Below are 26547 nucleotides of genomic sequence, written 5' to 3' on the forward strand. Positions count from 1 at the left end.
GGTTCTCAGAACGCGTCCGTCGGGACGTACGTCCCCCAGACCTCGCGCAGAGCGTTGCAGACCTCGCCCACCGTCGCCCGCGCCCTCAGCGCCTCCTTCATCGGATAGAGGACGTTGGCCGTGCCCGCGTCGCTCCCCGCCGCCTCCTTCAGCTCGGCCAGCGCCGCGTCCACCGCCCCCTGGTCGCGTTCGGCCCGGAGTCTCACCAGCCGGGCGGCCTGCTGGGCCTCGATGGCCGGGTCGACACGGAGGGGTTCGTACGGCTCCTCCTCGTCGAGGCGGAAGCGGTTGACACCGACGACGACACGTTCGCCGCTGTCGGTCTCCTGCGCGATCCGGTAGGCGCTGCGCTCGATCTCGCCCTTCTGGAAGCCGCGCTCGATGGCATTGACCGCGCCGCCCATGTCCTCGACCTTGAGCATCAGTTCCAGGGCTGCGGCCTCGACGTCGTCGGTCATCCTCTCCACGACGTACGAACCCGCGAAGGGGTCCACCGTCGCCGTCACGTCCGTCTCGTACGCCAGGACCTGCTGGGTGCGCAGGGCCAGGCGGGCCGACTTGTCGGTGGGCAGGGCGAGGGCCTCGTCGAAGGAGTTGGTGTGCAGCGACTGGGTGCCGCCCAGTACCGCGCCCAGCCCCTGTACGGCGACCCTGACCAGGTTGACCTCGGGCTGCTGGGCGGTGAGCTGCACGCCCGCGGTCTGGGTGTGGAAGCGCAGCATCAGCGACTTGGGGTTCTTCGCACCGAACTCCTCCCTCATCACCTTCGCCCAGATCCGGCGCGCGGCACGGAACTTGGCGACCTCCTCCAGGATCGTCGTGCGGGCGACGAAGAAGAAGGAGAGACGCGGGGCGAAGTCGTCCACGTCCATGCCGGCCGCGACGGCCGTACGGACGTACTCGATGCCGTCGGCCAGGGTGAACGCGATCTCCTGCGCGGGCGAGGCGCCCGCCTCCGCCATGTGGTACCCGGAGATCGAGATGGTGTTCCACTTCGGGATCTCGGCCCGGCAGTACTTGAAGATGTCGGCGATCAGCCGCAGCGAGGGCTTCGGCGGGAAGATGTAGGTGCCGCGGGCGATGTACTCCTTGAGGACATCGTTCTGGATGGTGCCGGTCAGCGCGTCCGCCGGGACGCCCTGCTCCTCACCGACCAGCTGGTAGAGCAGCAGGAGGAGGGCGGCGGGCGCGTTGATGGTCATCGAGGTGGAGACCTTGTCCAGCGGGATCCCGCCGAACAGGACGCGCATGTCGTCGATGGAGTCGATCGCCACACCGACCTTGCCGACCTCACCGGAGGCGATCGGGGCGTCCGAGTCGTGCCCCATCTGGGTGGGCAGGTCGAACGCGACCGACAGACCCGTCGTGCCGTGGGCGATCAACTGCTGGTAGCGGGCGTTCGACTCGGTGGCCGTGCCGAATCCGGCGTACTGCCGCATCGTCCACGGCCGGCCGGTGTACATCGTCGGGTAGACACCACGCGTGAAGGGGTACGCGCCCGGCTCGCCCAGCTTCTCCGGGGCCTGCCAGCCGTCGAGTGCGTCCGGCCCGTACACCGGCTCGATGGGGAACCCCGACTCGGACTCACGCGTCATGTCCTGCGCCTCCGCTCAAGCCACTGTTCGGCCACCGGCGTCGCCACCGACCTGCCGGCGGGGGTCCGGGCGCCGGGACCTTGCTCACAGCATGCCCCGGGGCCTGGACTCACCTTCCCCATCATGCGCAGGATTCGGCAACCGGGCAGGACGGGAATCCGTCTCATGAGATATCCGCGCCATGAGATACCGGGAAACAGTGGGCGAACCAGGGGGACGAGGATGAGACGCACAGGTACGAACAGCCGTGCAGGCAGAACGCGCACGGCGGCGACGGCATTCGTCGGCGTCCTCGCCCTCGCCACACTGACGGCGGGCTGCAGGGCGGAGACGGTGGGCGCCGCCGAGCCCACGGCCACGCCGAAGGCCCCCTCCACGGCCGCGAGCCCCACGGACGACGCCAAGCCGAGCAGCCCGGCGACTCCGTCCTCCCCCGAGGCGAAGCCGAGCAAGAAACCGGCACCGCAGCCGAAGACCCTGATGTCCGTCGGGGACCGGAGCAAGCAGGTGCGGGAGCTCCAGGCCCGGCTGCGCCAGATCGGCCACTTCGACCGCAGCCCCACCGGGTACTACGGCACCGCGACCGTCGCGTCCGTGCAGTCCTTCCAGGGCAAGCGGGGCCTGTCGCGTACGGGGAGGACCGACACGGTCACCTGGCAGCGGCTGCTCGGGATGACGCGCAAGCCCACTGCCCAGGAGCTGGATCCGCCGACCGACAGGCCGGCGGCCAAGCCGGACGCGCGCTGTATGACGGGCCGGGTCCTGTGCATCAGCAAGAACAGCCGCACCCTGTCGTGGATGATCGACGGCCGGGTCGTCTCGTCGATGGACGTGCGGTTCGGCTCGCAGTACACGCCCACCCGTGAGGGCACGTTCTCGGTGTACTGGAAGTCCCGTCACCACGTGTCGACCATCTACGACTCGCCCATGCCGTACGCGATGTTCTTCAGCGGGGGCCAGGCGGTGCACTACTCGTCGGACTTCGCGGCCCGCGGCTACAGCGGCGCCTCGCACGGCTGTGTGAACGTCCGGGACGAGGGGAAGATCGCCTCGCTCTTCGCCCAGGTGCGGAACGGCGACAAGGTCGTCATTTATTGGTAACGCCTTCAACCAAAAAGAGGGCGCGGACGGGACCGGGGGAACGTGTCCCGCCCGCGCCGGATGCGCCGAGCCGAAGGTACGGGGGGAACCCCGGCTCAATGCGCGGCCGATGACCAGTCGGCTCACTTACTACTGCGTCAGCGCTTCGAAAAACGTCACACTTGTCAGCCGGAGGTCACTCCCGGGCCTTGTCCGCGCAGGTCAGCGGGTGGATGAGGCGGTTTCCGCCGAGGACTGCGCGTCCACTCCGTCCGGCTCGTCCTGGACCGGAGGCGTGCGGAAGGAGATCGACGGGAGGCCGCCCTCGGCGCCGTCCCCCGGGTCCTTGCCGCCGTCGGTGCCGTCCGAACCGTCCCCACCGCTGTCACCGCTCCCGCCGTCCCCGTCGAGGAGGCGGTCGCAGAAACGGTCGAGGTTGCGTTCGCCCTTGGCCAGCCGGATGAGCCGGCGCTCGCTCGCGTCGCTGAGGGTGCCGTCGCGGTAGTCACGGCACGCCCGGACGGACCTCTCGTACATCTCACGGGCGCTCTCGGTGCCGGTGCCGTCGGAACCGGACGGGCCGCCCGAACTGTCGGGCGTCTCCCGGCCGTCCGTACCGCCATCGGAACCGTCCTGGTCCGCGCTGCCGTCCCGGTCGCTGTCGCCCCGGTCCGTGCCGTTGCCTGTTCCGCTGCTGTCCTCACCGGTCCGCCCGGCTCCCGGGTCCGTTCCGGTGACCGCTCCGCCGGGCGCCCCGGAGGCGTCCGGGGAGGCGGGCGAGCCGGACGGCAGGGGCGAGGGCCGGCCGCCGTCGGGCATCTCGGCCCCAAGCTCCTCCGGAGAGGCCGCCGCCGATACGGACGTGGCGGGGACCGGGGAGCCCTGGCCTCCGAACGGCGCGGGAAGCATGCCGGTGCCGGCGGCGACGGCCACCCCGCCGAGCGCACACCCCGCGAGCGACACGGCGAGGCCGTAGCGCACGGGGCGGCTCCAGCGCGGGCGCCGGGACGGGGCGGACCGCGTGGCGCCGATCCGTACGGTGTGCAGGGCGTCCTGCTCGCCCGAGATTCCGGCTCTCACCGCGCCGTCCCGCTTCCTGGCACGGGAGGTCTCGCGGAAGGCTGCCAGCGCGGTTGCCTCACCGGGCAGTTCGGCGCCGGAAGGGCGCGGGGTACGCGCGGACCGCAGCGCGGCCGCCAGCCGCCGGGCCTCGTCGCGGGCGTGATCGTCGACGGGCTCGACGGATTCGCCACGGAGCAAAAGCTCCGCCGCGTCCGCGTCAAGCCACTGGTACTGCTCGTCGGCCATCACATGTCCTTCTGCGTCCACGGACGCGAATGCGTCACACCGGCGGGCGCCGCCACACCGTTGCGGGCGGGGCGCTGCGCGGGCACGGCACCGAGTCCGGTACCCGCCGCCGGAATCTCGTCGTCCGGGCCGTTGTCCGCTCCGACCAGCTCCGCCAGCCTCTTCAGTCCACGGTGCGCCGCCGTGCGTACCGCACCCGGGCGCTTACCCAGAGTCTGCGCGGCGCTCTTCGCGTCCAGCCCGACCACCACGCGGAGCACGACGGCCTCGGCCTGGTCCTGCGGAAGCTGCGCGATGAGAGAAAGGGTACGGCCGGTGCCCAGCGACTCCAGCGCCTCGCCCGCCGTATCGGACTCGGCGGCCTTCCCGGCCAGCTCGGTCTCGTCGCCGCCGATGGCCGGCCGCCGGCCACGCATCCGGATGTGGTCCAGCGACCGGTTGCGCGCGATCCGGGCGGCCCAGCCGCGGAACCGGTCGGCATCCCCGCTGAAACGGTCGAGGTCACGCGCTATCTGCAGCCAGGACTCCGACGCGACGTCCTCGGCGTCCGGCTCCCCCACCAGCGTCCGTATGTAGCCCAACAGGCGCGGCTGCACAGCGCGATACACAGTACGGAAGGCGTCCTCGTCCCCGTCCTGTGCCGCGAGCACCGCGGCAGTCAGCTCCGCGTCGTCCCCCAGCACTCCCTCAACCCGCCCTGCTGATCTGAATCGCAGCTGGTCACCACTGCTGCGCCACTCTGCGCGACTCAGCACGCTACGTGGTCGGACGGTGCCACGTCCATGACTTGTACAACCCGCAACTGTCCCCTGACGCAGCGCGGTGTGACAGAAAACGCACCCACGGCGCTGAGATGAGTACGGGGTCGCACTGCGGCCCCGTGGAAGACGACCGGGGCCTCTCCTGTGGGGGGTGGCGGCCCCGGTCGTCGTCCCCTCTCTACTCTCCCGTCCGCGAGGCGCCGCAGAGTCAGACCCGGCCGCGCGCCCTGCGGGACATCACCGCACGCAGCACCCGCTGGCCCTCGGTCGACAGATCGAGCGCGCGGCGCAGGCCCGCTCCGCCGCCCACGGTGCCCGCGGTCTCCGCGAGGGTCTCCAGGATCTCGATCTGGCGGCGGACCTCACCCGTGACGAGCGGCCCGCTGCCTTCCAGGTCGCCGCTCCGGCAGCGGTCCAACTGCTCGGCGCCGCCGGCGGCCGGGAAGTCGAACCCCCGGTGGATGTCCAGCGCGACGAGCGAGCAGGCGTCGGCCCACGCGCGCAAGGGCGCCACGGCGAATTCGCCGGGCGCGGCGTCGAGCATCGCGCGGACACGGATCACCGCCGCGGGCGCGTCCCCTTCACTGTCCAGCGCCGCACGGACGGCCGCGAGCCGCGTGGCCCACTCCTCGCCGCTCCCGCAACTCGCCCAGAGCGGGCGCAGCGGCTCCGGTTCTTCGCCCTCGGACGGAGGCGGCAGGCAGCGGTCCAGGCATGCGAGCCCGCTCGCCGCCAGCCCTCGCTCGTCGGCAAGAGCGATCAGCTCCAGCAGGCTCATCGGCGTCTCCCCTCGGTCAGGACACAGCGGGACGCTGTGCTTCCTGTTACCGCGTACTGCGCCAGATGGCTGAAAAGCGTCACTCTCGCGACACGGGAGAACACGCTGAGACTCAGTCAGACGGGCTCTCGATGCCCAGACGGTCCAGAAAAGCGAAGAAAAGCGGCTCGGCGAGCGACTCGGGATGTTCGACGCGCAGGAGTTCGAGCAGAGGTCCTTCGAGGACGCCGCGGCCGGATTCCGACGCCCACTGAACGGCCCGGGCCGCCGCGTCCTCGGGTGGCAGGAACAGGTCCTCGAGCGTGATGCCCTCCGGACCGAGATGCGCCGCCATGGGCGCCCGGCCCAGACAGGCGTACCAGGACCCGCTCTGCGGCGCCGCCGCCTCCACGGCCACGCAGGCACTGTTCATGACGAACCCGAAGAGGACGGGCGCCCGTAAGGATTCGGCGAGTGCGGCCATGGAGCCGAGGGCCGGCTCGCTCGGGTGGGACCAGACCTGCCAGCCGTCCGCCCGGTACTGCCGCAGGGTCAGCCGGTCCGCCACGTACCGCAGTGCGGGGTGGCCGGAAAGCGGCTCACCGCTGCGGCCCACCAAGTAATAGCCCCAGAAACCCACATCGCGCTCCCCCCGCGGTCCGGGGTGCCATTCTTCCCGGCGGACGCGGCGGGGAAGCGCGAAATCGGGTCAACTCAGGACGGGACAGGACCGGCTGCCAGCTGCTCCCGGAGCGGGTACGCCCCGAGGGCCGCCCGCTCCCCCTGCATCGCGGTCAGCTTCCGCACGAAGCGGATCGCGAGGACGGCGGCGACGATGTCGAGCGCGTCGGAGGCGACGGTCAGCCCCACGGCGTCCACGATGTCCTGCCACAGTTCGGCCTGCTCGTAATTCCGGGAGGCATACCGGCCGAAGAGCCAGTCGAGCACCCAGGCTGTCCACCAGAGGTTCAGCGGCGTACGGGAGACGGTGCGCCAGCTGCCGTCCGTGTTGGTCTGGGCGCTCGCTGTCCAGATCCCGGCGGCGACCCGGCGGGGCAGCCAGAGGTTGCCGACGGGGACGAACCAGGAACCGATCGCCCAACCGGGCCGCATGGACTGCTGGCTCGCGTCGAACACCTCGGCGTTGAGCCGGACCCGGCGGAACCAGATGATGAAGACGACAGCGGTGGCCATCAGTGCGAGGAGCTGCAGGCTGTACACCCGCTCGTCGAGCAGTTCGGCACGCTGTACCAGGCCGCCGGCGCCGGACGCGGGATCCCCGTCGGCGATGTCGGCGTACACACGCCTGGTGTTCAGTCCAGCCGCCACAGCACCTACATCGGTCACGATGACGGCGCCGAGCAGCGCGACGACGGCCTTGGACAGGCCTACGGGTGAGCGCAGCCGGTGCAGCCCTTCCTGCATCGGGGCAGGGGTCGGAGCCATCAGCCTGCCCGGCCGCAAGAAACTCAGCGCCGCACAGGCTGAGCAGCGACCGTCGGCGGACGCGGCCGGTCTCTTATGACATCGGGTACACAGCATGGAGCGGAACCCCCCAGGATTCGTCAGCAACGCATGAGCCGCGCGCCCCTCCCCAGGGCGCGCGGCTAGCGGAACCTAACCTCCCGCGGCGTCGCTGTCCACGCGGTTGCCGATCAGTTCGACCCTTCGACCTCGTCCGCCAGCTGCTGGAACTGTGCCCAGGTCAGCGCCGGTTTGCGTGGATCCCACAGCTTCTGGGAGACCGCGTTGAGCGGCATCCGGATGCCGTCGGCCACCTGTTGCGGGGTCTGTGCGTTCGGCAGGTCCCCCCAGACCGCGAACCGGCCGCCGAGGATCTGCTTCGAGTAGCGCTCGGGCACCGGCTCGGTGCCGCGCAGGACGAACGGGGTCCACTGCTCGTAGATCCGCTGCCCCGTCGGATAGACGAAGTCGTTGGGCTGGCCGAGTACGTAGTAGAGGTACTCGTCGTTGAGGTTGATCACGTCACGGCCCTCGGCCAGGTACTCCTCGGGCGGCCGGGCGCCGATCTCCTTGCCCGTCCAGTACTCGACCTCGATGCCCTTGTGGGCGGTGACGGTCCCTCCGCTGAAGAAGCCGTCGTTCCAGGCCTTGGGGATCTTGTCCGCCTTGCGGATGACCGCGGCTCGGTCGTTCAGCCAGCCCTCCGCCAGGTCCTGGATGGTGGCGTCGTCGCCGTACTTCTCCCGCGCGGCGGCGGCGAGCTGCGGGTACGAGGCCTGCGGGCTGCTCACCGTCAGCGCCTGGTACTCGTCCGCACCGACGTGGAACCAGTCACCGGGGAAGAGCTCGGTGTACTCCTTCAGCAGGTCGTCGACGATCTGCGCCGCTTCAGGATCGGAGATGTCGATGGCTCCCTGACGGGCCACCCCCTGGGTGTTGCGCAGCTGGAGGTCGGGGTGGGCACGCAGGACCGCGCCCAGGTGTCCCGGGGAGTCGATCTCGCCGACGACCGTGATGTGGAGGCTCCGCGCGAGCTTCACGATCCGGCGGACCTCGGCCTTGGTGAGGTGTTGCTCGGAAACCACCTCCGGGTGCGACTCGGACTCGATCCGGAAGGCCTGGTCGTCGGAGAAGTGCAGGCCGAGCTGGTTGAGTTTGATGTCGGCCATCTCGCGCAGCCGGGCCTCGATCCATTCGGCGCTGTAGTGCTTGCGCGCGATGTCGAGGTTGAGACCGCGCTGCGGCCGGTCCGGGGTGTCGCGCACCACGCCCTCCGGCATGGTCCCGGCGGCGTTCAGCGACTGCTTGAGCGTGCGGGTCCCGTAGAAGACACCCGCCTGGTCATGGCCGCTGATCGTGACCCGGTCGCCCGCCGTCCTCAGGGTGTACGACTCCGGGGCGCCCTTGGCCCCGAGCGCCAGCTCGACGTCACCGGCGCGGGCCGCGACCTCGCCCCGGTAACGGATCTTCAGCTCCTTGGCGAGCAGCTTCGCCTCGTCGGCGAGCTCCTCGTCGCCGTCGGCGACGACGACCGTGCTGTTCTCGGCCGGCTTCCAGCCGGGGCCGCGGGCGGCGGTGTGCGCACGCACCGCGGGCACGGTCTCGGGCGCCGCGGAGAGCGGATAGCTCCGGCTCGGCGAGGGGGAGGCGGATGTGCGCGAGGAGGCCTGCGCGCCGCCCTGGTTCCCGGGGCCGGAGCTCTCGGGCCAGACGATGACGGTGAGGGTGACGGCGGCTGCCGCCGTGACGGCGGCTCCGGCCACCAGGGCTCCGCGTGAGGGCGACATTGGTCAGAATCCTCCGGATCGGGGGAGAAACAGATCAAAGATGGGGAGATAGTCGGGCATTCTCCTCAGCGATTCGTCCATCAGGCGTTCCGAAACTCTCCCGTCCGGGTGAACTTCGCGCATGCCTCCGGTACCCGTTGCCCTGCCTCGCTAGCGTGGCGGCACATACGTCTCACTCTTCGCTCTCTCCCCCCACGCAACCTCGTTGCTCTCCGGTCCCTCTCCAGGGTCGAAGTCGTCGTTCAACCGAGGAGTCCCGCTGTCCAGGTCCAGCGAGTCCCACGCCGGCCTGCCGAAACCGCCGCAGCAGGCCGGGCGGTCAGCCATACCCGCCCAGGGCCGCGGTGCCGCCCATGCGGAGGCCCCGGTTCCGGATCCAGTCTCGGCGAGTACGCGCGAGAGTGCCCACTCGAGCGGGCTCGACCGCTTCAACACATGGCCCCGCGAGGCGGCCGAGGCCGCCCTGCTGGAGTGCTGCGGAAGCCGCCGTTGGGCCGTTCGCATGGCTGCCCACCGGCCCTATCCGGACCTCGGCACGGTTCTCGCCGCGTCCGACGAGGCGGGCTACGACCTCGCTCCCACCGACATCGCGGAAGCGCTCGCGGCCGAGAGCGCGCCCTGCCTGCACCACGCCGCGCCCCGCGCCGCCCATCTCGCGCTCCGGGCGGCGCATGCCGCGTACGAGAGTCGCTTCGGCCACGCGTTCGTGATCTGCCTGGACGGTCTGCGGCCCTCGCAGCACGTTGACCAGGTGCTTGCCGCGATCCGTACCCGGCTGGCGCACGACCCCGACGAGGAGCGGTCCCTCACGGCGGAGGAGATGCGGCGACTCGCCCGGGGTCGCATCATCGAGCTGGTGACGGAAGCGGGCCGGGCACCGAGCCCGTTCTGAAAGGTGGCATATGGACTGCGGTAGGCCGTCCGTGCCTGTTTGATTGCCACTTTGATCACACCAGAGGCCCCGCCGCCATGGAACCGACAAAGCGTCGCTACGATGGCCAGGGCCGGTGGACCGTACCCGGCCGGGTCAGACCGACAGTCAAGCCGGCCGGCCCCAATCCCCGCTCCCGGAGGGTTCTTCCGTGCCGGCTGGAACGCTGTACCGCGGCCGGGAAGGCATGTGGTCCTGGGTGGCTCATCGAGTCACCGGTGTCCTCATTTTCTTCTTCCTGTTCGTACACGTCCTGGACACCGCTCTCGTGCGTGTCTCCCCCGAGGCGTACGACGACGTCGTGGCCACATACAAGACACCGCTCGTCGCGCTTCTCGAATACGGCCTGGTGGCCGCGATTCTCTTCCACGCGCTGAACGGTCTTCGTATCGTCGCCGTGGACTTCTGGTCCAAGGGCCCGCGCGTTCAGAAGCAGATGCTCTGGGCCGTCCTGGGTATCTGGGTCGTGCTGATGGTCGGGGCCCTGTACCCCGTCCTCGGTCACGCCGTACGCGAAGTCTTCGGGAGCTGAGGCCAATGTCCATCGAGACCTCTTCCTCCGCGATCGGTGACGTCGAGGCGGTAAGCCTGTACGACGTCGACAACCCCGCTCCGGTGATCGAGCCCCCGCGCAAGCGCACGGGCAAGACCCCCAAGGGTTCGCGCACCAACTTCGAGATGTACGCCTGGCTCTTCATGCGCCTGTCGGGCATCGTGCTGGTCGTTCTGGTCATCGGCCACCTGCTGATCCAGCTGGTGCTGGACGGCGGCGTCTCCAAGATCGGCTTCGCCTTCGTGGCGGGCCGCTGGGCCTCGCCGTTCTGGCAGGTCTGGGACCTCGCGATGCTGTGGCTCGCCATGCTCCACGGCGCCAACGGCCTCCGTACGGTCATCAACGACTACGCCGAACGGGACAACACCCGCTTCTGGCTGAAGATGCTCCTGTACACCGCCACGGTGTTCACCGTCCTGCTGGGCACGCTGGTGATCTTCACCTTCGACCCGAACATCCGCTAGGCGCCGGGACAGAGGGACCAGAGGAAACCATGCAGATCCACAAGTACGACACCGTCATCGTCGGCGCCGGCGGCGCCGGCATGCGCGCGGCCATCGAGTCGACCAAGCGCAGCCGTACCGCCGTGCTGACGAAGCTCTACCCCACCCGCTCCCACACGGGCGCGGCGCAGGGCGGCATGGCCGCCGCGCTCGCCAACGTGGAAGAGGACAACTGGGAGTGGCACACCTTCGACACGATCAAGGGCGGCGACTACCTGGTCGACCAGGACGCCGCCGAGATCCTGGCGAAGGAGGCCATCGACTCCGTTCTCGACCTGGAGAAGATGGGCCTGCCGTTCAACCGCACGCCCGAGGGCAAGATCGACCAGCGACGCTTCGGCGGCCACAGCCGTAACCACGGCGAGGCCCCCGTCCGCCGGTCCTGCTACGCCTCGGACCGCACCGGCCACATGATCCTCCAGACGCTGTACCAGAACTGCGTCAAGGAGGGTGTGGAGTTCTTCAACGAGTTCTACGTCCTGGACCTCCTGCTCCAGGAGGTCGACGGCGTCAAGAAGTCCGCCGGCGTCGTCGCGTACGAGCTGGCCACCGGCGAGATCCACGTCTTCCAGGCGAAGTCGGTCATCTTCGCCTCGGGCGGCACCGGCAAGTTCTTCAAGGTGACCTCCAACGCCCACACCCTGACGGGTGACGGCCAGGCCGCCGCGTACCGCCGCGGTCTGCCGCTGGAGGACATGGAGTTCTTCCAGTTCCACCCGACGGGCATCTGGCGCATGGGCATCCTGCTGACGGAGGGCGCCCGTGGTGAGGGCGGCATCCTCCGCAACAAGGACGGCGAGCGCTTCATGGAGAAGTACGCGCCCGTCATGAAGGACCTCGCGTCCCGTGACGTCGTGTCCCGCTCCATCTACACGGAGATCCGCGAGGGCCGCGGCTGCGGACCCGAGGGCGACCACGTCTACCTCGACCTCACGCACCTCCCGCCGGAGCAGCTGGACGCCAAGCTCCCGGACATCACCGAGTTCGCGCGCACCTACCTCGGCATCGAGCCCTACACGGACCCGATCCCGATCCAGCCGACCGCGCACTACGCCATGGGCGGCATCCCGACCAACGTCGAGGGCGAGGTGCTCGCCGACAACACGACCGTCGTACCGGGCCTGTACGCCGCCGGCGAGGTCGCCTGTGTCTCCGTGCACGGCGCCAACCGCCTCGGCACCAACTCGCTCCTCGACATCAACGTCTTCGGACGCCGGTCGGGCATCGCCGCCGCCGAGTACTCCGCGAAGAACGACTACGTCGAGCTTCCCGAGAACCCGGCGCAGCAGGTCATCGACCAGGTCGAGCGGCTGCGCAACTCGACGGGCACCGAGCGCGTCGCCGCGCTCCGCCTCGAGCTGCAGGAGTGCATGGACGCCAACGTGATGGTGTTCCGCACCGAGCAGACGATCAAGACGGCGGTCGACAAGATCGCCGAGCTGCGCAAGCGCTACCTCAGCGTGTCCATCCAGGACAAGGGCAAGCGGTTCAACACCGACCTGCTGGAAGCCGTCGAGCTGGGCAACCTGCTCGACCTGGCCGAGGTCATGGCGACCTCCGCGCTGGCCCGCAAGGAGTCCCGCGGCGGTCACTACCGCGAGGACTACCCGAACCGCGACGACGTCAACTTCATGCGCCACACCATGGCGTACCGCGAGGTCACCGCCGACGGCACCGAGTCGATCAGGCTCGACTACAAGCCGGTCGTCACGACCCGCTACCAGCCGATGGAGCGTAAGTACTGATGGCTACCCCCACCCTGGAGAAGTCGGACAAGGCTCCCGAGCCCGAGGCCGGCTTCGCCGACACCCCGTACATCACCGCCACCTTCCGGATCCGCCGCTTCAACCCGGAGGTCTCCGACGAGGCGCAGTGGCAGGACTTCCAGATCCTGATCGACCCGAAGGAGCGTGTCCTCGACGCCCTTCACAAGATCAAGTGGGAGCTGGACGGCACGCTGACCTTCCGGCGCTCCTGCGCGCACGGTATCTGCGGCTCCGACGCGATGCGGATCAACGGCAAGAACAGGCTCGCCTGCAAGACGCTGATCAAGGACATCAACCCGGACAAGCCGATCACGGTCGAGGCCATCAAGGGCCTCACGGTCCTCAAGGACCTCGTGGTCGACATGGACCCGTTCTTCCAGGCCTACCGCGATGTCATGCCCTTCCTCATCACCAAGGGGAACGAGCCGACCCGTGAGCGTCTGCAGTCCTCCGAGGACCGCGAGCGCTTCGACGACACCACCAAGTGCATCCTGTGCGCCGCGTGCACGTCCTCGTGCCCGGTGTTCTGGAACGACGGCCAGTACTTCGGCCCGGCGGCCATCGTCAACGCGCACCGCTTCATCTTCGACTCGCGTGACGAGGGCGGCGAGCAGCGCCTGGAGATCCTCAACGACCGTGACGGTGTGTGGCGTTGCCGCACGACGTTCAACTGCACGGACGCCTGCCCGCGTGGCATCGAGGTCACCAAGGCGATCCAGGAAGTGAAGCGCGCGCTGATCACGCGTCGCTTCTGACCCAAGAGCCGCTCCGGCTCCGAAGGTTGTCACCGAGAGGCCCCGTTCTGCGCACGGACTGTGCGGGAAGCGGGGCCTCTTGCTGCGTCACAGGTGCATGGACGGTACGGTCATGCGGAGTCGGTGACCGGCTCGCCACTCCCGGCGCAGCACAGCACGGGAGAAGAAGTCTTGATGGAGAACGGGGAACGTTGTGAGCGATCCGAATCCGTACGCGGACGACTCATACAAGTGGGGCCCGCCCCAGCAACCGGGCAACCCGCCCACGATGCCGGACGGACAGGGCTACGGCTACCCGGCGGCGCCGGGCGCCACTCCGGCGTACGGCTATCCGCAGCCGCTGCCCGATTCGGCGGCGCAGCCCGGCCCGGGGTACGGCTATCCGGCCGCCGGACAGCCCACCCAGCCCGGCTTCAACCTGCCGGTGCAGCACGGGATGCAGCCCGGGGGCGGCGGGGTCCCGATGCTGTCGTTCGGTGACATCACCGTCATGAACGACTCGATCGTGACGCCGTCCGGCACGATGCCCCTCAAGGGCGCGGTGTGGACGGCGACCGACATGTCGCGCACGGAGGAGAAGATTCCGACCGTGGCGATCGTGCTGGCGATCATCTTCGCGCTGCTGTGCCTGATCGGTCTGCTCTTCCTCCTGATGAAGGAGAAGAAGACGACCGGCTTCGTCCAGGTCACGGTCACCAGCGGGGGCCGGCACCACTCGACGATGATTCCGGCGACGGGTCCCCAGACCTTCCAGATGGTGATGGCCCAGATCAACACCGCCCGTTCGATGAGCGCCTGACCCAGGTCAAGGCCAACAGACGCGGGACGGCTGCCTCGTACTGACGACGGGCGGCCGGTTCCCGGTATCCGGCCGGCCTGCGGGCCGGCCGTCGGCGTCGCTGCGCGGCCCCGGGCGGCCGTTGGGCATAGAGCGCCCCCCGCCCCCCCTGCGCAGGCCCACCGTAGGCCCCTGCAGCGCACCCAGGGCGGCGTGAGCGCCGATCCCCCTGCCCGGTGCGCTGTTGCGGCGGCCTGCCCGGCTGCCCCCAGGCAGCCGAACGGGTTCCGGTGGCGGCCCGGGCCAGGCACATGCCCGGGTGCGCGCGCACGTCCCACCTCGCAACGCGGCGCCCGCCGACGGCGGGTGGCACGCCATGGCCGAGGCCCTGAGTTCCTGATTCCCTCTCACCCTTCCCGGACTGTCGGGCACACCGAGCTCCGGCATGCCCTCAGGGCGCCACTTGAACATGTTCAAAGACAGGTCTACAGTCATCGACATCAGCTTTTTGAACGCGTTCAAGGGAGGGTGGGGCATGGACCTCACTGTGCTCGCGTACGTCATCTACCTACTCATCAGCGTGGCGCTCACCATCTGGGTCGCCCGCACGCTCAGCCGCAACGGCAAGGTCTTCCTCGCCGATGTGCTCCAGGGGAACGAGAAGCTCGCCGAGGCCGTGAACCACCTGCTGGTCGTCGGCTTCTACCTCGTCAACCTGGGCTTCGTGACCCTCTACCTGAAGAACGCCGACGGGGTCACCGACGCCCGCCAGCTCTTCGAGGCACTGTCGGTGAAGGTCGGCGTCGTCCTGCTGGTCCTGGGCGTGATGCACCTTGGGAACGTCTACGTACTGAACAAGATCCGCCGCCGCGGCCTGATGGAGCGGGAGCAGACCCCGCCCGTGCCGCCGCAGGGCTGGGCGGGCCCGGGCGGCCAGGGGCCCTGGGCCGCACCCGCCGCCGGGAAGTGAGCGGGCCGTGCCGCACATCCCGGGCACGCCCAGCCCGGCCGAACGGACCCGGTCCGCGGAGAACCCGGCCATGTCCGTCCCGGTGACCCGGCTCACGGTGCTCTACGACGACCGGTGCTCGCTCTGCCTCCATCTGCGGCACTGGCTGCAGAGCCGGCGTCAGCTCGTTCCGCTCGATCTCGTCCCGGCGGGATCGCAGGAGGCGCAGCGCCGCTTCCCGGGGCTCGACCACGCGGGCACGCTCGACGAGATCACCGTGGTCGGCGACCGGGGACAGATCTACCGCTCCACCGACGCCTGGATCGTCTGCCTCTGGGCCCTGGCCGAACACCGCCCGAAGGCCCACTGGCTGGCCACGCCCATGGGCCGCCCGTTCGCCCGTGCGACCGTGCTCGCCGCGGCGAAGTACCGGTCCGTGACGGCACAGCCGTGCGGCGAGGGGGACGGGCGCTGCGCAGTGCCGGATCCGGCGGACGGATCTCCCGGTTAGCCTTGGGACCGTGGTGAAGGAAGAGAAGAACGTGGCTGACGCGAACGCGGCGAAGCCGGCCGGAGAGGGCAAGGCCGCCAAGGCGGTCAAGGCCCAGAAGAGTGAGCAGACCCGCACTCTGATTCTCGAGACCGCACTCAGACTCTTCGAGGAGCGCGGTTACGACAAGACGACGATGCGGGCCATCGCCCAGGAGGCCGGCGTCTCCGTCGGGAACGCCTATTACTACTTCTCCTCCAAGGAACACCTGGTCCAGGGTTTCTACGACCGGATCGCCGCCGAGCACGAGGCGGCGGTCCGGCCGGTCCTCGCGGGGGACCCCGATCTCGCCGTACGCATCAGGGGGGTCCTGCTCTGCTGGCTGGACGTGGCGGAGCAGTACCACCGCTTCGCCGCCCAGTTCTTCAAGAACGCCGCCGACCCGGACAGTCCGCTGTCCCCGTTCTCCGAGGAGTCCGTCTCCGCGCGCGAGGCGGCCATCTCCGTGCACAGGCGGTGCCTGGCCGGGTCCAGCACCAAGCACGACCCGGAACTCGCCGAACTGCTTCCGCAGCTGATGTGGCTGATGCAGATGGGGCTGGTGCTGTTCTGGGTCTACGACCGGACCGAGGGCACCGAGCGCAGCCGCCGGCTCGTGGAGCGCACCGCGCCGATCGCCGCACGGGCGATCGCACTCTCCCGCTTCCGGGTGCTGCGGCCTCTCGTGCGGCAACTCCATGACGTACTGGTGGAGTTCATGCCGGGCGCTGCGGCGCGCCCGGCACCGGACGTCAAATCCGGGTGAGCTCCCACAGTCGCCAGATCCCCGTACCGTCCGAAAGGTACTGGGAGCCGGACACGGTCGACTTGCTGACGACGTAGTCCTTCTTCTGCCACAGCGGGACCAGCGGCACGTCCTCGCCGACCAGTTCCTGCAGCTCCTTGAAGTCGGCAGAGGTGCGGCTGCGGTCGCCGAACTGCTGGGTGGAGGCGATCAGCGCGTCCATCTTCGTGCTGACGTAGCCGTTGTGGAGGCTGCTGTCGCGGCCGACCAGGGGCTGGCTGAACGTGTCCGGGTCCGGATAGTCGGGGAGCCAGCCGACGGTGTACGCGTCGTACGCACCGGCCGCGTACCCCTTCTGGAACGCCTGCCACTCCACCGCCTTCTCCGTGACCTTGAACAGTCCGTCCTTCTCCAGCTGGCGGACCAGCTCGGCGGTCTCCTCCTTGTTCGCGTCGTCGTCGCGGTGGGCGAAAGTGATGCGCAGCGGGATCTCCACGCCGGCTTGCTCCATCAGCTTCCTCGCCCTGACCGGATCGGGCTGCGGGTAGGCGTCGAAGAAGGGGGTGCTGTGCCCGATGTAGCCCTGGGGAATCAGCGAGTAGAGCGGATCCACGGTGCTCTTGTAGACGTCGGACACCAGCGGCCCGCGGTCGATGATCCACGCGATGGCCTGGCGGACCCTCTTGTCGGCGAGCGGGGCGCCGGCCCGGACGTTGAAGACGAGGTTGCGGATCTCGGCGCTCTCGGCCTCGGTGACGCGCTGCTCGGGGTCACCGGGGTCGAGCTCGGAGAGCCGGTCCGCGGGCAGCTGACGGTGCGTGACGTCGACGTCCCCGGCCGTCCAGGCCGACTGGAGCTCGTCGGATCCCTTGAAGTAACGGATGTCGACCGGGGCACCGGTCTTCTTCAGCGCCCCCCTGTACGTGGGGTTGGGCACCAACTCGGCGCGGACACCGGGCTCGTACGACTTCAGGACGTACGGTCCCGAGCCGTCGACCTCGTTCCCGGAGCGGAGCTTGTCCTTCGGGTACCGGGTGGGGTCGACGATGGATCCGGCGCCCGTGGCGAGCTTCTGCGGGAAGGTCGCGTCCCGGGACGACAGGTTGAAGGTGATGGTGCGGCCCTCGGTCACGATGGTGTCGAGGCTGGGGAAGAGCACCGCGGGGCCGACGTCCGACTCGATCTTGAGCATGCGCTCGAAGGAGTACTTGACGTCGGCGGCGGTGACCTTGCGGCCGCCGGAGAAGGTCAGGTCCCCCCGCAGCTTGCACTGGTAGGTCTGGAGCTTCTGGCCGATGAAGGCGCAGCTCTCGGCGGCGTCGGGCTCCGGCACGATCGCCCCGGACTTGAAGGTCATCAGGGACTGGTAGAGGTTGCTGTAGATCGCCCAGGAGCCGGCGTCGTACGCACCGGCCGGGTCGAGGGAGGTGACTTCGTCCGACGTGCCGACCACGATCGGGGCGTCGCTCACCTCGTCCGAGGGGAGCAGTTGCCAGGCGCCGAAGCCTGCGATGACCAATACCGCGAGAATCGCGAGTATCCGTATACGGACCAACCGCATGTGCCGTGCTCTCCCTTAACAGCCCTGCCACGGCCCATGTGCATAGATGTACACATTGCCGCATGTTCGCACCTACCCAATCACACGATTTTCACATCTGGAAGAGCAAATCGTGCACTCACAGGCTCTTGCTCGACATACGCCGAGATACGGGCCGAAAAGGGCGCGCCACGGCCTCCCATCAGGCACTTTCGTTGCTGCGCGTGAGGGTGGTGGGTGATTTCCGTGTGCGGGCACGGCAGTTGCCCGGGCGTCGCCCCGGAAGTCGGTCAGGGGCGTCGCTCGAAGGCGCGGCTCGGGGGCCGTTGCCCGGAGGCACGGCTCTGTACGTGTCCGTCTGTGCGTAGTTCTGTACGTCGGCCTGCACGTCGGGCCGTGCGTCGGCCTGTGCGCCGCTCAGGCCTGCTTGGAAGCGAGCTCCACCACGGTGATGTCGGAGGGGGCGCCGACGCGTACCGGCGGGCCCCAGGCGCCCGCACCGCGCGAGACGTAGAGCTGGGTGTCGCCGTAGCGCTCCAGCCCCGCAACGGTGGGATTGGCCAGTTCGGCAAGGAAATTGCCGGGCCAGAGCTGACCACCGTGCGTGTGGCCGGAGAGCTGGAGGTCGACGCCGTGCTCGACGGCGTCGTGGATGACGACGGGCTGGTGTGCGAGCAGGACGGAGGCGCGGCCGCGGTCACGGTCACCGAGCGCTGCGGCGAAGTCGGGGCCCTGGCCCTCGCTTTCGCCCGCGACGTCGTTGACGCCGGCGAGGTCGAAGCCGCCGATCTCGACCCGGGCGTTCTCGAGCGGGTGCAGGCCCAGCTCACGGACGTGGTCGACCCACTCGGCAGCACCGGAGAAGTACTCGTGGTTGCCGGTGACGAAGTAGCTGCCGTGCCGTGCCTCGAGACCGGCCAACGGCTCGGCCGCGCGGCCCAGGTCGGCGACCGATCCGTCGACGAGGTCGCCGACGACAGCGACCAGATCGGGCCGGGTCGCGTTGATCGAGTCGACGATGCGCTGGGTGTGCGCCCGGCCCAGGACGGGACCGAGATGGATGTCGCTGACGACGGCGATCCGGAAGCCGTGGGCGGAGCGCGGCAGCTTGGCCAGGGGCACGGTGATGCGCTTGACCCGGGGGCCGCGCAGCACGCCGTAGGTGCCGTACCCGACGGTGCCCAGCCCGGCGAGTGCGGCGGCGCCACCGACGGCGCGGGCGACGAACAGCCGCCGCGAGGGGTCGGCGACGGGCGGGACGGCTGGAGCCTCGGTGTCGGTGCGGGTCTCGGTGCGGGGCTCGGCTTCCGTACGGGTTCCGGAGGCGGAAGCGGGGGCGGAGGCGGCTTCGGTACCGGCGGCCGCGCCCGGCTCGGCACTCGCAGCGTCCGTGAGCGTCGTGGCTGTCGTCGTGGCCGCAGCCGTGCGGGTCCCCGCAGCCGCGCTCCTGGCGTCCCTGCGAGCGAGTACCCGGCGCAGGACAGGACGTACGGCCTCGCCCACCAGCAGAGCCAGCGTCAGATACAGCAGCGCGGCCAGCCACAGATAGCCCGGCCAGGCCAGCACCTGCTGCACCCGGAAAGGAACACCCGCGCGGCTCGAGACCAGGGCGCCCACGCTCAGCACCGGCAGCACGAACAGCGCGACCGTGCCGACACGGCGCGCCACACCGCCCTTCGCCGTCGTGTCACCGACGAACCGGCGCCACACATAACGGTGCACGCCGACGAGCAGCGCGATGACCGCGACGGCCACCCCTGCGAAGACCACAACCACTTACGCTCCCCCGCCCACCTGTGTGCCTGCTCCCGCCCGCGCCCGGACCTTCACCTTTGTCCGGCTTGTCATGTGCGTTCGCGGCGCAAAGCCCTGACACCACGGAACCCGATGACTCCGACGGCCGTCCCCAGAAGAAACGACGTGATGGTGAGCAGGAGATGGACCCAGAAGTACGCAGTCGGGTCACCCGCGTCATCGAACGCCAGTCCGCTGCCGTCCTTCCACAAGTTCTTGGCGAAAGTGATCCAGATGAACCAGCTCCACACCCCGAACGCGAGCAGGAACCAGGAGACGGGGCGGCTGAGCTTCATGGATTCAGTATCGCCGCCGCCCTCCGGCACGGTCGCCCGGGGTGGGCTGTCTCGGCGGTATGCACGGCGGGTCAGAGCATCCGGGTCCCCATCCTCAGCTTCGCCATGTACGTTTCCGACCGTGCCTGCTCTGAAAAAGACCGTATTGACGGTCCTCTCCGCCGCGTTGCTGTCCGTATGTGTCGTCAGTCCTGCGGTCGCGGCCGACAAGGACAAGACCGACGACAAACAGCCGAAGCCGACCGGGCCGATGTCGACGGTCGGCGGCAAGCAGCTCGGGGAGGTCGGCACCCAGGTCAACCTGGGCGGCGGCGCACCGGTCCTGCCGAAGGACCTCACCGCACGCTCGTGGATCGTCGCGGACGCGGAGAACGGCCAGGTGCTCGCGGCCCACAACTCCCACTGGCGGCTGCCGCCCGCCTCCACCCTGAAGATGCTCTTCGCCGACACGGTCCTGCCCGCGCTCCAGCCCAGGACCATGACGCACATGGTGACGGAGGAGGAGCTCGCGGGTGTCGGTCAGGGCAGCAGCCTGGTGGGCATCAAGGAGGACCACGCCTACACGGTCCACGACCTGTGGCTCGGCGTGTTCCTGCGCTCCGGCAACGACGCGGTGCACGTGCTGTCCTCGATGTACGGCGGCGTGCCCGCGACGGTCGCGGCCATGCAGCGGCACGCCGAGGAACTGCAGGCGCTCGACACGACGGTCGTCTCGCCGGACGGCTACGACGCCCCGAACCAGGTCTCCAGCGCGTACGACCTGACGCTGTTCGCCCGCAGCGGTCTCCAGAAGGCCGACTTCCGGGAGTACAGCGCGACGGCGACAGCCGAGTTCCCGGGGGAGCAGAAGAAGGGCAAGAAGCGGAAGTCCTTCGAGATCCAGAACACCAACCGGCTGATCACCGGTGACATCGGCGTGGAGCCGTACAAGGGCATCGCGGGCGTCAAGAACGGCTACACCACGCACGCGGGCAACACCTTCACCGGAGTCGCCGAGCGCAACGGCAAGGTCCTGCTCGTCACCGTCATGAACCCGTCGTCCGACGAGAGCCACGCCGTCTACAAGGAGGCCGCAAGCCTGCTCGACTGGGGCTTCGCTTCGAGCGGCAAGGTGACCCCGGTCGGCGAACTGGTCCCTCCGAAGTCCGCCGCCACCGGGACCGGCAAGGGCGCCCAGCAGGAAGGCGCCACGGACGCCGCCAAGGCCGGGTCGGGGACCACGGCCGGGGCCGGGAAGAAGCACGCGGCGACCACCGCTGCCACCGGAACCAGCGGGGTGTGGACGGCACTGTCGATCGTCGGCGGGCTGCTGGTGGTCCTCGGGGCGGGCGTGTTCCTGGTCAACCGGCGCTGGCCGCTGCCCGATCTGGTGCGTCGTCTCCCCCGTCGCTGACGGAACCGGTCGCGCCCTCCTCCTTGCTCGGCGTCGCCGTCCAGGCGGCGCAGAGGAGCAGCAGCTTCGCTGTGAAGTTGATCCAGAGGAGCAGCGCGACCGGCACGCCGAAGGCGCCGTACATGCTCTTCGCCGCGACGTCCTTCATGTAGCTGCCCAGCAGCAGCTTGAGCAGCTCGAAGCCGACTGCGCCGACGAGCCCCGCGACGATCAGCCTGCGGCGCGGCGGCTCCACGCCGGGCAGCAGGGTCAGCAGGTAGATCAGCAGCAGGAAGTCGGCGAACACCGCGACCGCCATGGCGGCCACCTGGAGCAGCACGCCGCCGGCGCCGCCCTCGGGGATGCCCAGCAGATCGGCCGTCCAGCCGATGGCTGTCGAGCCGACGGTCGAAGCGGCCAGTGTCACGAGCGCCGCACCGCCGAGGCCGAACAGCAGACCGGCGTCCTTGAGCTTGCGGACGACCGGATTGCCCTCGTCCACGTCGTCCTTCTCCCAGACGGCGCGCAGGCAGTCCCGCATCGCGCCGACCCAGCCGATACCGGTGATGAGCAGCAGCACACCGGCGACGAGTCCGACCGTGCCCGCGTTGGCCACCAGATTGTCGATGCCGAGCTGGTCCGAGATACCCGGCACCTGCTCGGCCACCTTGTCCTTGATCTTTTCCAGCTGCTCGTCGGAGAGCAGCGCGGCACCGATCGCCGCGCCGACCGCGATGAGCGGGAAGAGCGCGAGGAAGCTGATGAAGGTGATGGCCGCGGCGAGCCTCGTCCAGTGGACCCGGTCCAGCGTCTCGTAGGAGCGCCAGGCGTGCGTCTCCATGAGCCGTGCGACGAGCGGCCCGATGACGGGGAGTTTTTTCAGCCAGTCCATGACGTACGCGTACCCCTCTGGGCGGAGAAAACCGGTGTCCGGGTCCTCCGGAGCCACCAATCACCCATTTCGGTGAGTGCTGTAACAAATCCCTCAAATGGGTTTTCTCGGGCGATACGGTCACCCTCATGTCCGTCGACACGGTGTCCATGACCGGCTGGGGCCGCACCGCCCCGACGACCGCCCTGCGGTTTCGCCCCCGTACCTACGAAGAGGCCGTCGCCGCCGTGCGCGGCTGCGGGCCCCGCGGTGTCGTCGCCCGCGGGCTGGGCCGCGCCCACGGCGACGCGGCCCAGAATGCGGGCGGCTCGGTCGTCGACATGACCGCGTTGGACCGGATCCGCACGTTCGACGCCGACACCGGCACGGTGGTCTGCGACGCCGGGGTGAGCCTGCACCGGCTGATGACCGTTCTGCTGCCGCTCGGCTGGTTCGTGCCGGTCACCCCCCGGACCCGCTATGTCACCGTCGGCGGGGCGATCGGCTCCGACGTCCACGGCAGCAACCACCCGGCCGCCGGCTCCTTCACGCGGCATGTGAGCTCGCTGGAACTCCTGACCGCCGACGGCGAGGTGCACACGGTGCTGCCCGGCACCGAGCTGTTCGACGCGACCGCGGGTGGCCTGGGCCTGACCGGGGTCGTCCTCTCCGCGACGCTCAGGTTCCGTCCCGTCGCGACGTCGCTCATGAAGGTCGACACCGAGCGGGCCGCCGATCTGGACGAGACACTGGCCCGCCTCGCGTCCTCCGGACACAGCGCGCCGTATGCGACGGCCTGGATCGATCTTCTGGCGCGCGGGAAGGCGAGGGGGCGCTCCGTCCTCACCCGGGGGGAGCACGCACCACTCAGTGCGCTCCGGGCGCGCGCCCGGCGCACACCGCTGGTGTTCCGCCCGGGACAGCTGTCCACCTCGCCGCCCGCCCTCGTACCGGAAGGGCTGCTCGGCCGGACCTCCGCAACCCTCTTCAACGAGCTCCGCTACCGCAGCGCACCCGTGTTCCGCTCCGGGGAGCTGCAGAAGCTCTCCGCCTTCTTCCACCCCATGGACGCCGTCCCTCAGTGGAACCGCCTCTACGGCCGCAACGGCTTCGTGCAGTACCAGTTCACCGTCGGGTACGGCCAGGAGGAGACCCTGCACCGCATCGTCGGGCGGATCTCGGCGCTCCGGTGTCCCGCGTTCCACGCCGTGCTCGGGCGGTTCGGCGAAGGCGGTCCGGGCTGGCTGTCGTTCCCCTCACCCGGCTGGACGCTCTCCTTCGGCCTGCCCGCCGGGCTTCCCGGCGTGGCGCGCCTCCTGGACGGCCTCGACGACGAGGTGGCGGCGGCCGGCGGCCGGGTCTGCCTGGCGAAGGACGCACGGATGCGGCCGGAAACACTGGCCGCGATGTACCCGCGGCTGCCCGAATTCCGCGCCCTGCGGGCGGAACTGGACCCGCGGGGGGCCTTCCGGTCGGACCTGTCCCGCCGTCTCGCGCTCTGACCGCTGCCTGTCCGCCTGCCGCTCTGCCTGCCTGCCGACCTGCGCGTCTGCCGCCTTGCGCGTCTGCCGCATCCTCTTCCGCCGCTCGCTCTGCCGTCCGCCCCCTGCCGTCCGCTCTGCCGCTGCTAGGAGATTTCTCGTGAAGGACGCCTTCGGTGCCCCGCAGTCCCTGCTCGTCCTCGGCGGCACCTCGGAGATCGGCCTGGCCACCGCGCGCCGCCTGATCTCCCGCCGTACCCGCACGGTCCGGCTGGCCGGCCGGCCTTCCCCCGCCCTGGAGAGGGCCGCCGCCGAGCTGCGTGAGCTGGGGGCGGACGTGCGTACCGTCGCCTTCGACGCGCTCGACACCGAGTCGCACGAGGAGGTGCTGGGAAAGCTCTTCACCGAGGGTGACATCGACACGGTGCTGCTGGCCTTCGGCATCCTCGGCGACCAGGCGCGCGACGAGGAGGATCCGCTGTCCGCGGTCCGGGTCGCCCAGACCAACTACACGGGGGCGGTTTCCGCCGGCCTGGTGTGCGCCGGCGCACTCCAGGCGCAGGGCCACGGATCGCTGGTGGTGCTCTCCTCGGTGTCGGGCGAGCGCGCCCGGCGCGCCGACTTCATCTACGGGTCGAGCAAGGCGGGCCTGGACGCCTTCGCGCAGGGGCTCGGGGACGCGCTGCACGGTACGGGGGTGCATGTGATGGTCGTACGCCCCGGCTTCGTACGGTCGAAGATGACCGCGGGCCGTCAGGAGGCTCCGCTCGCGACGACTCCGGGCGCGGTCGCCGACGCGATCGTGACGGGCCTGAGGCGGCGCTCGGAGACGGTGTGGGTGCCCGGCGCCCTGCGGGTGGTGATGTCGGCGCTGCGGCACGTCCCGCGCCCGCTGTTCCGGCGGCTGCCGGTCTAGACGGCGGTCCGGTCGGCGGAGCACGGCAGCGGACCGGGGCACCCGGTCCGCTGCGAACCGGGTGAGCTGGGACCGGGTGAGCTGGAACCGGCTGGGCTGGAACCGGCTGGGCTGGGACCGGCGCAGCGTCAGGGCTGCGGGGGCCGTGGCCCCGGCAGGCTGCTCAGGGCTGCAGGGACGGCTGGTCCACGGAGCAGCCGCCCTGGGCCGGTACGGCGGGTGCGCCGCCGCCGGCCCCGAACGGGAACTCGTTGATCTTGCGCCAGACGCTGTCCGCGCCCTGCTCGTACAGCGCGAAGGAACCGCAGGTCCACGCCGCCTCGTACGAGGAGAGCTCCTCGTACGCGCGGTCCATCGCGTCCTCCGCGATGCCGTGCGCCACGGTCACATGCGGGTGGTACGGGAACTGGAGCTCGCGCACCAGCGGCCCCGAGGCCTCCCGGATCCGCTTCTGGAGCCAGGAACAGGCCGAGGCGCCTTCGACGACCTGGACGAAGACGACCGGTGACAGCGGGCGGAAGGTGCCCGTACCGGACAGCCTCATCGGGAAGGCGCGGCCGGCCGTGGCGATCTGGGCGAGGTGCGCCTCGATCGCCGGCAGGTCCGCCGCCTCGGCCTCCGTCGGCGGGAGAAGGGTGACGTGGGTGGGAATGCCGTACGCGGCAGGGTCCCCGAAGCTCGCGCGCCGCTCCTGGAGCAGGCTGCCGTAGGGCTCCGGGACCGCGATCGAAACGCCAAGCGTTACGGTCCCCACATCGTTCTCCTCAATCGTCGATGGTCGGTTTTCGGTCGTGCCGACGCCAGTGTGAACCCTCGGGCCGTGATCTCGCCAGGGTCCTTGGACTCAGTGCTTCGCCGGCAGAAGGCCCATACGGTCGTACGTCTGCGCCAGCGTCTCGGCGGCGACGGCCCTGGCCTTCTCCGCTCCCTTGGCCAGGATGGAGTCCAGCGTCTCCGGGTCGTCCAGATATTCCTGGGTGCGGGTCCGGAACGGGGTGACGAACTCCACCATGACGTCCGCGAGGTCCGTCTTCAGCGCGCCGTAGCCCTTGCCCTCGTACTTCTGTTCGAGATCTGCGACGGCAGTTCCGGTGAGGGTGGAGTAGATGGTCAGGAGGTTGCTGACGCCGGGCTTCTTCTCCGCGTCGAAGCGGATGACGGTGTCCGTGTCGGTGACCGCGCTCCTGACCTTCTTGGCGGTGACCTTCGGCTCGTCCAGCAGGTTGATCAGGCCCTTCGGCGTGGACGCCGACTTGCTCATCTTGACCGCCGGGTCCTGGAGGTCGAAGATCTTCGCCGTCTCCTTGAGGATGTACGGCGCCGGGATGGTGAACGTCTGTCCGTAGCGGCCGTTGAAGCGCTCGGCGAGGTCGCGCGTGAGCTCGATGTGCTGGCGCTGGTCCTCGCCGACCGGGACCTGGTTGGCCTGGTAGAGCAGGATGTCGGCCACCTGCAGCACCGGGTAGGTGAAGAGCCCCACGGTCGCCCTGTCGGCGCCCTGCTTGGCGGACTTGTCCTTGAACTGCGTCATGCGGGACGCCTCGCCGAAGCCGGTGAGGCAGTTCATGATCCAGCCGAGCTGGGCGTGTTCGGGAACATGGCTCTGGACGAAGAGCGTGCACCGCTCCGGGTCGAGCCCCGCCGCCAGCAGCTGGGCGGCGGCGAGCCGGGTGTTGGCACGCAGCTCCGCGGGGTCCTGCGGGACGGTGATCGCGTGCAGGTCCACGACCATGTAGAAGGCGTCGTGGGACTCCTGCAGCGCCACCCACTGGCGGACCGCGCCGAGGTAGTTGCCGAGGTGGAACGAGCCTGCGGTGGGCTGGATTCCGGAGAGCACACGGGGTCGATCAGAGGCCATGAACTCATTGTCTCAGGTATGGAACCGATCTCCGGCAGCCGGTGTATGAAAGGTGTGAGGACGCGGGAGGGGGCCCTGCAGCCAGGGCCGGAGGGGGGCCGCACCGTCGACGACAGGACCGGGAGCGGTGTCGTCGGGCGTGCCGGAGGACAGTCCGG

General features: G+C 69.8%; 26 protein-coding genes. 13 read left to right on the forward strand and 13 right to left on the reverse strand.

What is annotated here, in order from left to right:
- Positions 1-5: 5 nt before the first annotated feature.
- Positions 6-1595 (reverse strand): acyl-CoA mutase large subunit family protein, encoded by a 1590-nt coding sequence (locus OG257_RS15070; protein WP_329208097.1) that lies wholly within the window; start codon positions 1593-1595, stop codon positions 6-8.
- Between the two features lie 222 nt (positions 1596-1817).
- On the opposite strand from OG257_RS15070, the gene OG257_RS15075 reads away from it, so the two are divergent.
- Positions 1818-2696: a L,D-transpeptidase family protein gene (locus OG257_RS15075; protein ID WP_329208099.1), complete on the forward strand. Its 879-nt coding sequence runs from the start codon at positions 1818-1820 to the stop codon at positions 2694-2696.
- A 201-nt stretch (positions 2697-2897) separates the two neighbouring features.
- Here the strand turns inward: OG257_RS15075 and OG257_RS15080 are convergent, their stop codons facing one another.
- The 6 genes from OG257_RS15080 to OG257_RS15105 form a co-directional block, all read right to left on the reverse strand.
- The gene (locus OG257_RS15080; protein ID WP_329208101.1) at positions 2898-3983 is read right to left on the reverse strand and encodes a hypothetical protein; all 1086 of its coding nucleotides are present in this window, start codon (positions 3981-3983) and stop codon (positions 2898-2900) included.
- Positions 3983-4666, reverse strand: a complete 684-nt coding sequence (locus OG257_RS15085; protein ID WP_329208103.1) for an RNA polymerase sigma factor — start codon at positions 4664-4666, stop codon at positions 3983-3985. The genes OG257_RS15080 and OG257_RS15085 overlap by 1 nt, the downstream gene beginning before the upstream one ends.
- 286 nt (positions 4667-4952) lie before the next feature.
- Entirely contained in the window at positions 4953-5522 is a 570-nt protein-coding gene (locus OG257_RS15090) for a hypothetical protein (RefSeq protein WP_329208105.1), read from the reverse strand.
- A gap of 112 nt (positions 5523-5634) precedes the next feature.
- Complete coding sequence (locus OG257_RS15095; protein WP_329208107.1) at positions 5635-6141, reverse strand: hypothetical protein; 507 nt, start codon at positions 6139-6141, stop codon at positions 5635-5637.
- 74 nt (positions 6142-6215) lie between these two features.
- Positions 6216-6947 carry a DUF4328 domain-containing protein gene (locus OG257_RS15100; RefSeq protein ID WP_329208108.1) on the reverse strand — a complete coding sequence of 244 codons (732 nt, stop codon included), beginning with the start codon at positions 6945-6947 and terminating at the stop codon, positions 6216-6218.
- Between the two features lie 209 nt (positions 6948-7156).
- Positions 7157-8752 (reverse strand): beta-N-acetylhexosaminidase, encoded by a 1596-nt coding sequence (locus OG257_RS15105; protein WP_329208109.1) that lies wholly within the window; start codon positions 8750-8752, stop codon positions 7157-7159.
- Between the two features lie 325 nt (positions 8753-9077).
- On the opposite strand from OG257_RS15105, the gene OG257_RS15110 reads away from it, so the two are divergent.
- From OG257_RS15110 to OG257_RS15150, 9 genes are all read left to right on the forward strand, one after another.
- Positions 9078-9644, forward strand: a complete 567-nt coding sequence (locus OG257_RS15110; RefSeq protein ID WP_329215104.1) for a 2-oxo-4-hydroxy-4-carboxy-5-ureidoimidazoline decarboxylase — start codon at positions 9078-9080, stop codon at positions 9642-9644.
- 190 nt (positions 9645-9834) lie between these two features.
- A complete protein-coding gene (sdhC, locus tag OG257_RS15115) occupies positions 9835-10215 on the forward strand; it encodes a succinate dehydrogenase, cytochrome b556 subunit (protein ID WP_329208111.1) in 381 nt (126 codons plus the stop codon).
- Positions 10216-10220: 5 nt separating this feature from the next.
- Positions 10221-10700 carry a succinate dehydrogenase hydrophobic membrane anchor subunit gene (locus OG257_RS15120; RefSeq protein WP_329208113.1) on the forward strand — a complete coding sequence of 160 codons (480 nt, stop codon included), beginning with the start codon at positions 10221-10223 and terminating at the stop codon, positions 10698-10700.
- Between the two features lie 29 nt (positions 10701-10729).
- Complete coding sequence (gene sdhA / locus OG257_RS15125) at positions 10730-12484, forward strand: succinate dehydrogenase flavoprotein subunit (RefSeq protein WP_329208114.1); 1755 nt, start codon at positions 10730-10732, stop codon at positions 12482-12484.
- A complete protein-coding gene (locus tag OG257_RS15130) occupies positions 12484-13260 on the forward strand; it encodes a succinate dehydrogenase iron-sulfur subunit (RefSeq protein WP_329208115.1) in 777 nt (258 codons plus the stop codon). The genes sdhA and OG257_RS15130 overlap by 1 nt, the downstream gene beginning before the upstream one ends.
- A gap of 193 nt (positions 13261-13453) precedes the next feature.
- Positions 13454-14059 (forward strand): hypothetical protein, encoded by a 606-nt coding sequence (locus tag OG257_RS15135; protein WP_329208117.1) that lies wholly within the window; start codon positions 13454-13456, stop codon positions 14057-14059.
- Positions 14060-14573: 514 nt separating this feature from the next.
- Entirely contained in the window at positions 14574-15008 is a 435-nt protein-coding gene (locus tag OG257_RS15140; protein WP_329208119.1) for a hypothetical protein, read from the forward strand.
- Between the two features lie 70 nt (positions 15009-15078).
- Complete coding sequence (locus OG257_RS15145; protein ID WP_329215106.1) at positions 15079-15498, forward strand: thiol-disulfide oxidoreductase DCC family protein; 420 nt, start codon at positions 15079-15081, stop codon at positions 15496-15498.
- A gap of 10 nt (positions 15499-15508) precedes the next feature.
- Positions 15509-16282 (forward strand): TetR family transcriptional regulator, encoded by a 774-nt coding sequence (locus OG257_RS15150; protein ID WP_383809526.1) that lies wholly within the window; start codon positions 15509-15511, stop codon positions 16280-16282.
- On the opposite strand, the gene OG257_RS15155 is transcribed toward OG257_RS15150, so the two are convergent.
- From OG257_RS15155 to OG257_RS15165, 3 genes are all read right to left on the reverse strand, one after another.
- On the reverse strand, positions 16269-17822 hold the full coding sequence (locus OG257_RS15155; RefSeq protein WP_329208121.1) for an ABC transporter substrate-binding protein: 1554 nt from the start codon (positions 17820-17822) through the stop codon (positions 16269-16271). The two genes, OG257_RS15150 and OG257_RS15155, sit on opposite strands and share 14 nt — an antisense overlap.
- Before the next feature lie 396 nt (positions 17823-18218).
- Positions 18219-19571, reverse strand: coding sequence for a metallophosphoesterase (locus tag OG257_RS15160; RefSeq protein ID WP_329215111.1), 1353 nt, complete (start codon positions 19569-19571; stop codon positions 18219-18221).
- 74 nt (positions 19572-19645) lie between these two features.
- Positions 19646-19891 (reverse strand): SCO4848 family membrane protein, encoded by a 246-nt coding sequence (locus tag OG257_RS15165; RefSeq protein ID WP_329208122.1) that lies wholly within the window; start codon positions 19889-19891, stop codon positions 19646-19648.
- Between the two features lie 121 nt (positions 19892-20012).
- Here OG257_RS15165 and OG257_RS15170 point away from each other — a divergent pair, with 121 nt between their 5' ends.
- Positions 20013-21284 (forward strand): D-alanyl-D-alanine carboxypeptidase family protein, encoded by a 1272-nt coding sequence (locus tag OG257_RS15170; protein WP_329208123.1) that lies wholly within the window; start codon positions 20013-20015, stop codon positions 21282-21284.
- Here the strand turns inward: OG257_RS15170 and OG257_RS15175 are convergent.
- Entirely contained in the window at positions 21232-22155 is a 924-nt protein-coding gene (locus OG257_RS15175; RefSeq protein ID WP_329208125.1) for a YihY/virulence factor BrkB family protein, read from the reverse strand. The genes OG257_RS15170 and OG257_RS15175 overlap by 53 nt on opposite strands.
- Before the next feature lie 128 nt (positions 22156-22283).
- Between OG257_RS15175 and OG257_RS15180 the strand changes: the two genes are divergently transcribed.
- Positions 22284-23636: an FAD-binding oxidoreductase gene (locus OG257_RS15180; protein WP_329208127.1), complete on the forward strand. Its 1353-nt coding sequence runs from the start codon at positions 22284-22286 to the stop codon at positions 23634-23636.
- A 139-nt stretch (positions 23637-23775) separates the two neighbouring features.
- Positions 23776-24531 (forward strand): decaprenylphospho-beta-D-erythro-pentofuranosid-2-ulose 2-reductase, encoded by a 756-nt coding sequence (locus OG257_RS15185; protein WP_329208128.1) that lies wholly within the window; start codon positions 23776-23778, stop codon positions 24529-24531.
- 163 nt (positions 24532-24694) lie between these two features.
- Here the strand turns inward: OG257_RS15185 and OG257_RS15190 are convergent, their stop codons facing one another.
- Complete coding sequence (locus OG257_RS15190) at positions 24695-25285, reverse strand: 2'-5' RNA ligase family protein (protein ID WP_329208130.1); 591 nt, start codon at positions 25283-25285, stop codon at positions 24695-24697.
- A 90-nt stretch (positions 25286-25375) separates the two neighbouring features.
- On the reverse strand, positions 25376-26389 hold the full coding sequence (gene trpS / locus OG257_RS15195) for a tryptophan--tRNA ligase (protein ID WP_329208132.1): 1014 nt from the start codon (positions 26387-26389) through the stop codon (positions 25376-25378).
- Positions 26390-26547: the final 158 nt, after the last annotated feature.

This window comes from Streptomyces sp. NBC_00683, assembly GCF_036226745.1.
Taxonomy (GTDB): domain Bacteria; phylum Actinomycetota; class Actinomycetes; order Streptomycetales; family Streptomycetaceae; genus Streptomyces.

What these genes read in the sequence shown, in the direction of transcription:
- OG257_RS15155 (WP_329208121.1), bottom strand. Translation starts at nt 17,822, where the DNA reads ATGCGGTTGGTCCGTATACGGATACTCGCGATTCTCGCGGTATTGGTC.
- OG257_RS15105 (WP_329208109.1), bottom strand. Translation starts at nt 8,752, where the DNA reads ATGTCGCCCTCACGCGGAGCCCTGGTGGCCGGAGCCGCCGTCACGGCG.
- trpS (WP_329208132.1), bottom strand. Translation starts at nt 26,389, where the DNA reads ATGGCCTCTGATCGACCCCGTGTGCTCTCCGGAATCCAGCCCACCGCA.
- OG257_RS15100 (WP_329208108.1), bottom strand. Translation starts at nt 6,947, where the DNA reads ATGGCTCCGACCCCTGCCCCGATGCAGGAAGGGCTGCACCGGCTGCGC.
- OG257_RS15165 (WP_329208122.1), bottom strand. Translation starts at nt 19,891, where the DNA reads ATGAAGCTCAGCCGCCCCGTCTCCTGGTTCCTGCTCGCGTTCGGGGTG.
- OG257_RS15075 (WP_329208099.1), top strand. Translation starts at nt 1,818, where the DNA reads ATGAGACGCACAGGTACGAACAGCCGTGCAGGCAGAACGCGCACGGCG.
- OG257_RS15180 (WP_329208127.1), top strand. Translation starts at nt 22,284, where the DNA reads ATGTCCGTCGACACGGTGTCCATGACCGGCTGGGGCCGCACCGCCCCG.
- sdhA (WP_329208114.1), top strand. Translation starts at nt 10,730, where the DNA reads ATGCAGATCCACAAGTACGACACCGTCATCGTCGGCGCCGGCGGCGCC.
- OG257_RS15175 (WP_329208125.1), bottom strand. Translation starts at nt 22,155, where the DNA reads ATGGACTGGCTGAAAAAACTCCCCGTCATCGGGCCGCTCGTCGCACGG.
- OG257_RS15120 (WP_329208113.1), top strand. Translation starts at nt 10,221, where the DNA reads ATGTCCATCGAGACCTCTTCCTCCGCGATCGGTGACGTCGAGGCGGTA.
- OG257_RS15130 (WP_329208115.1), top strand. Translation starts at nt 12,484, where the DNA reads ATGGCTACCCCCACCCTGGAGAAGTCGGACAAGGCTCCCGAGCCCGAG.
- OG257_RS15145 (WP_329215106.1), top strand. Translation starts at nt 15,079, where the DNA reads ATGTCCGTCCCGGTGACCCGGCTCACGGTGCTCTACGACGACCGGTGC.
- OG257_RS15070 (WP_329208097.1), bottom strand. Translation starts at nt 1,595, where the DNA reads ATGACGCGTGAGTCCGAGTCGGGGTTCCCCATCGAGCCGGTGTACGGG.
- OG257_RS15140 (WP_329208119.1), top strand. Translation starts at nt 14,574, where the DNA reads ATGGACCTCACTGTGCTCGCGTACGTCATCTACCTACTCATCAGCGTG.
- OG257_RS15090 (WP_329208105.1), bottom strand. Translation starts at nt 5,522, where the DNA reads ATGAGCCTGCTGGAGCTGATCGCTCTTGCCGACGAGCGAGGGCTGGCG.
- OG257_RS15080 (WP_329208101.1), bottom strand. Translation starts at nt 3,983, where the DNA reads ATGGCCGACGAGCAGTACCAGTGGCTTGACGCGGACGCGGCGGAGCTT.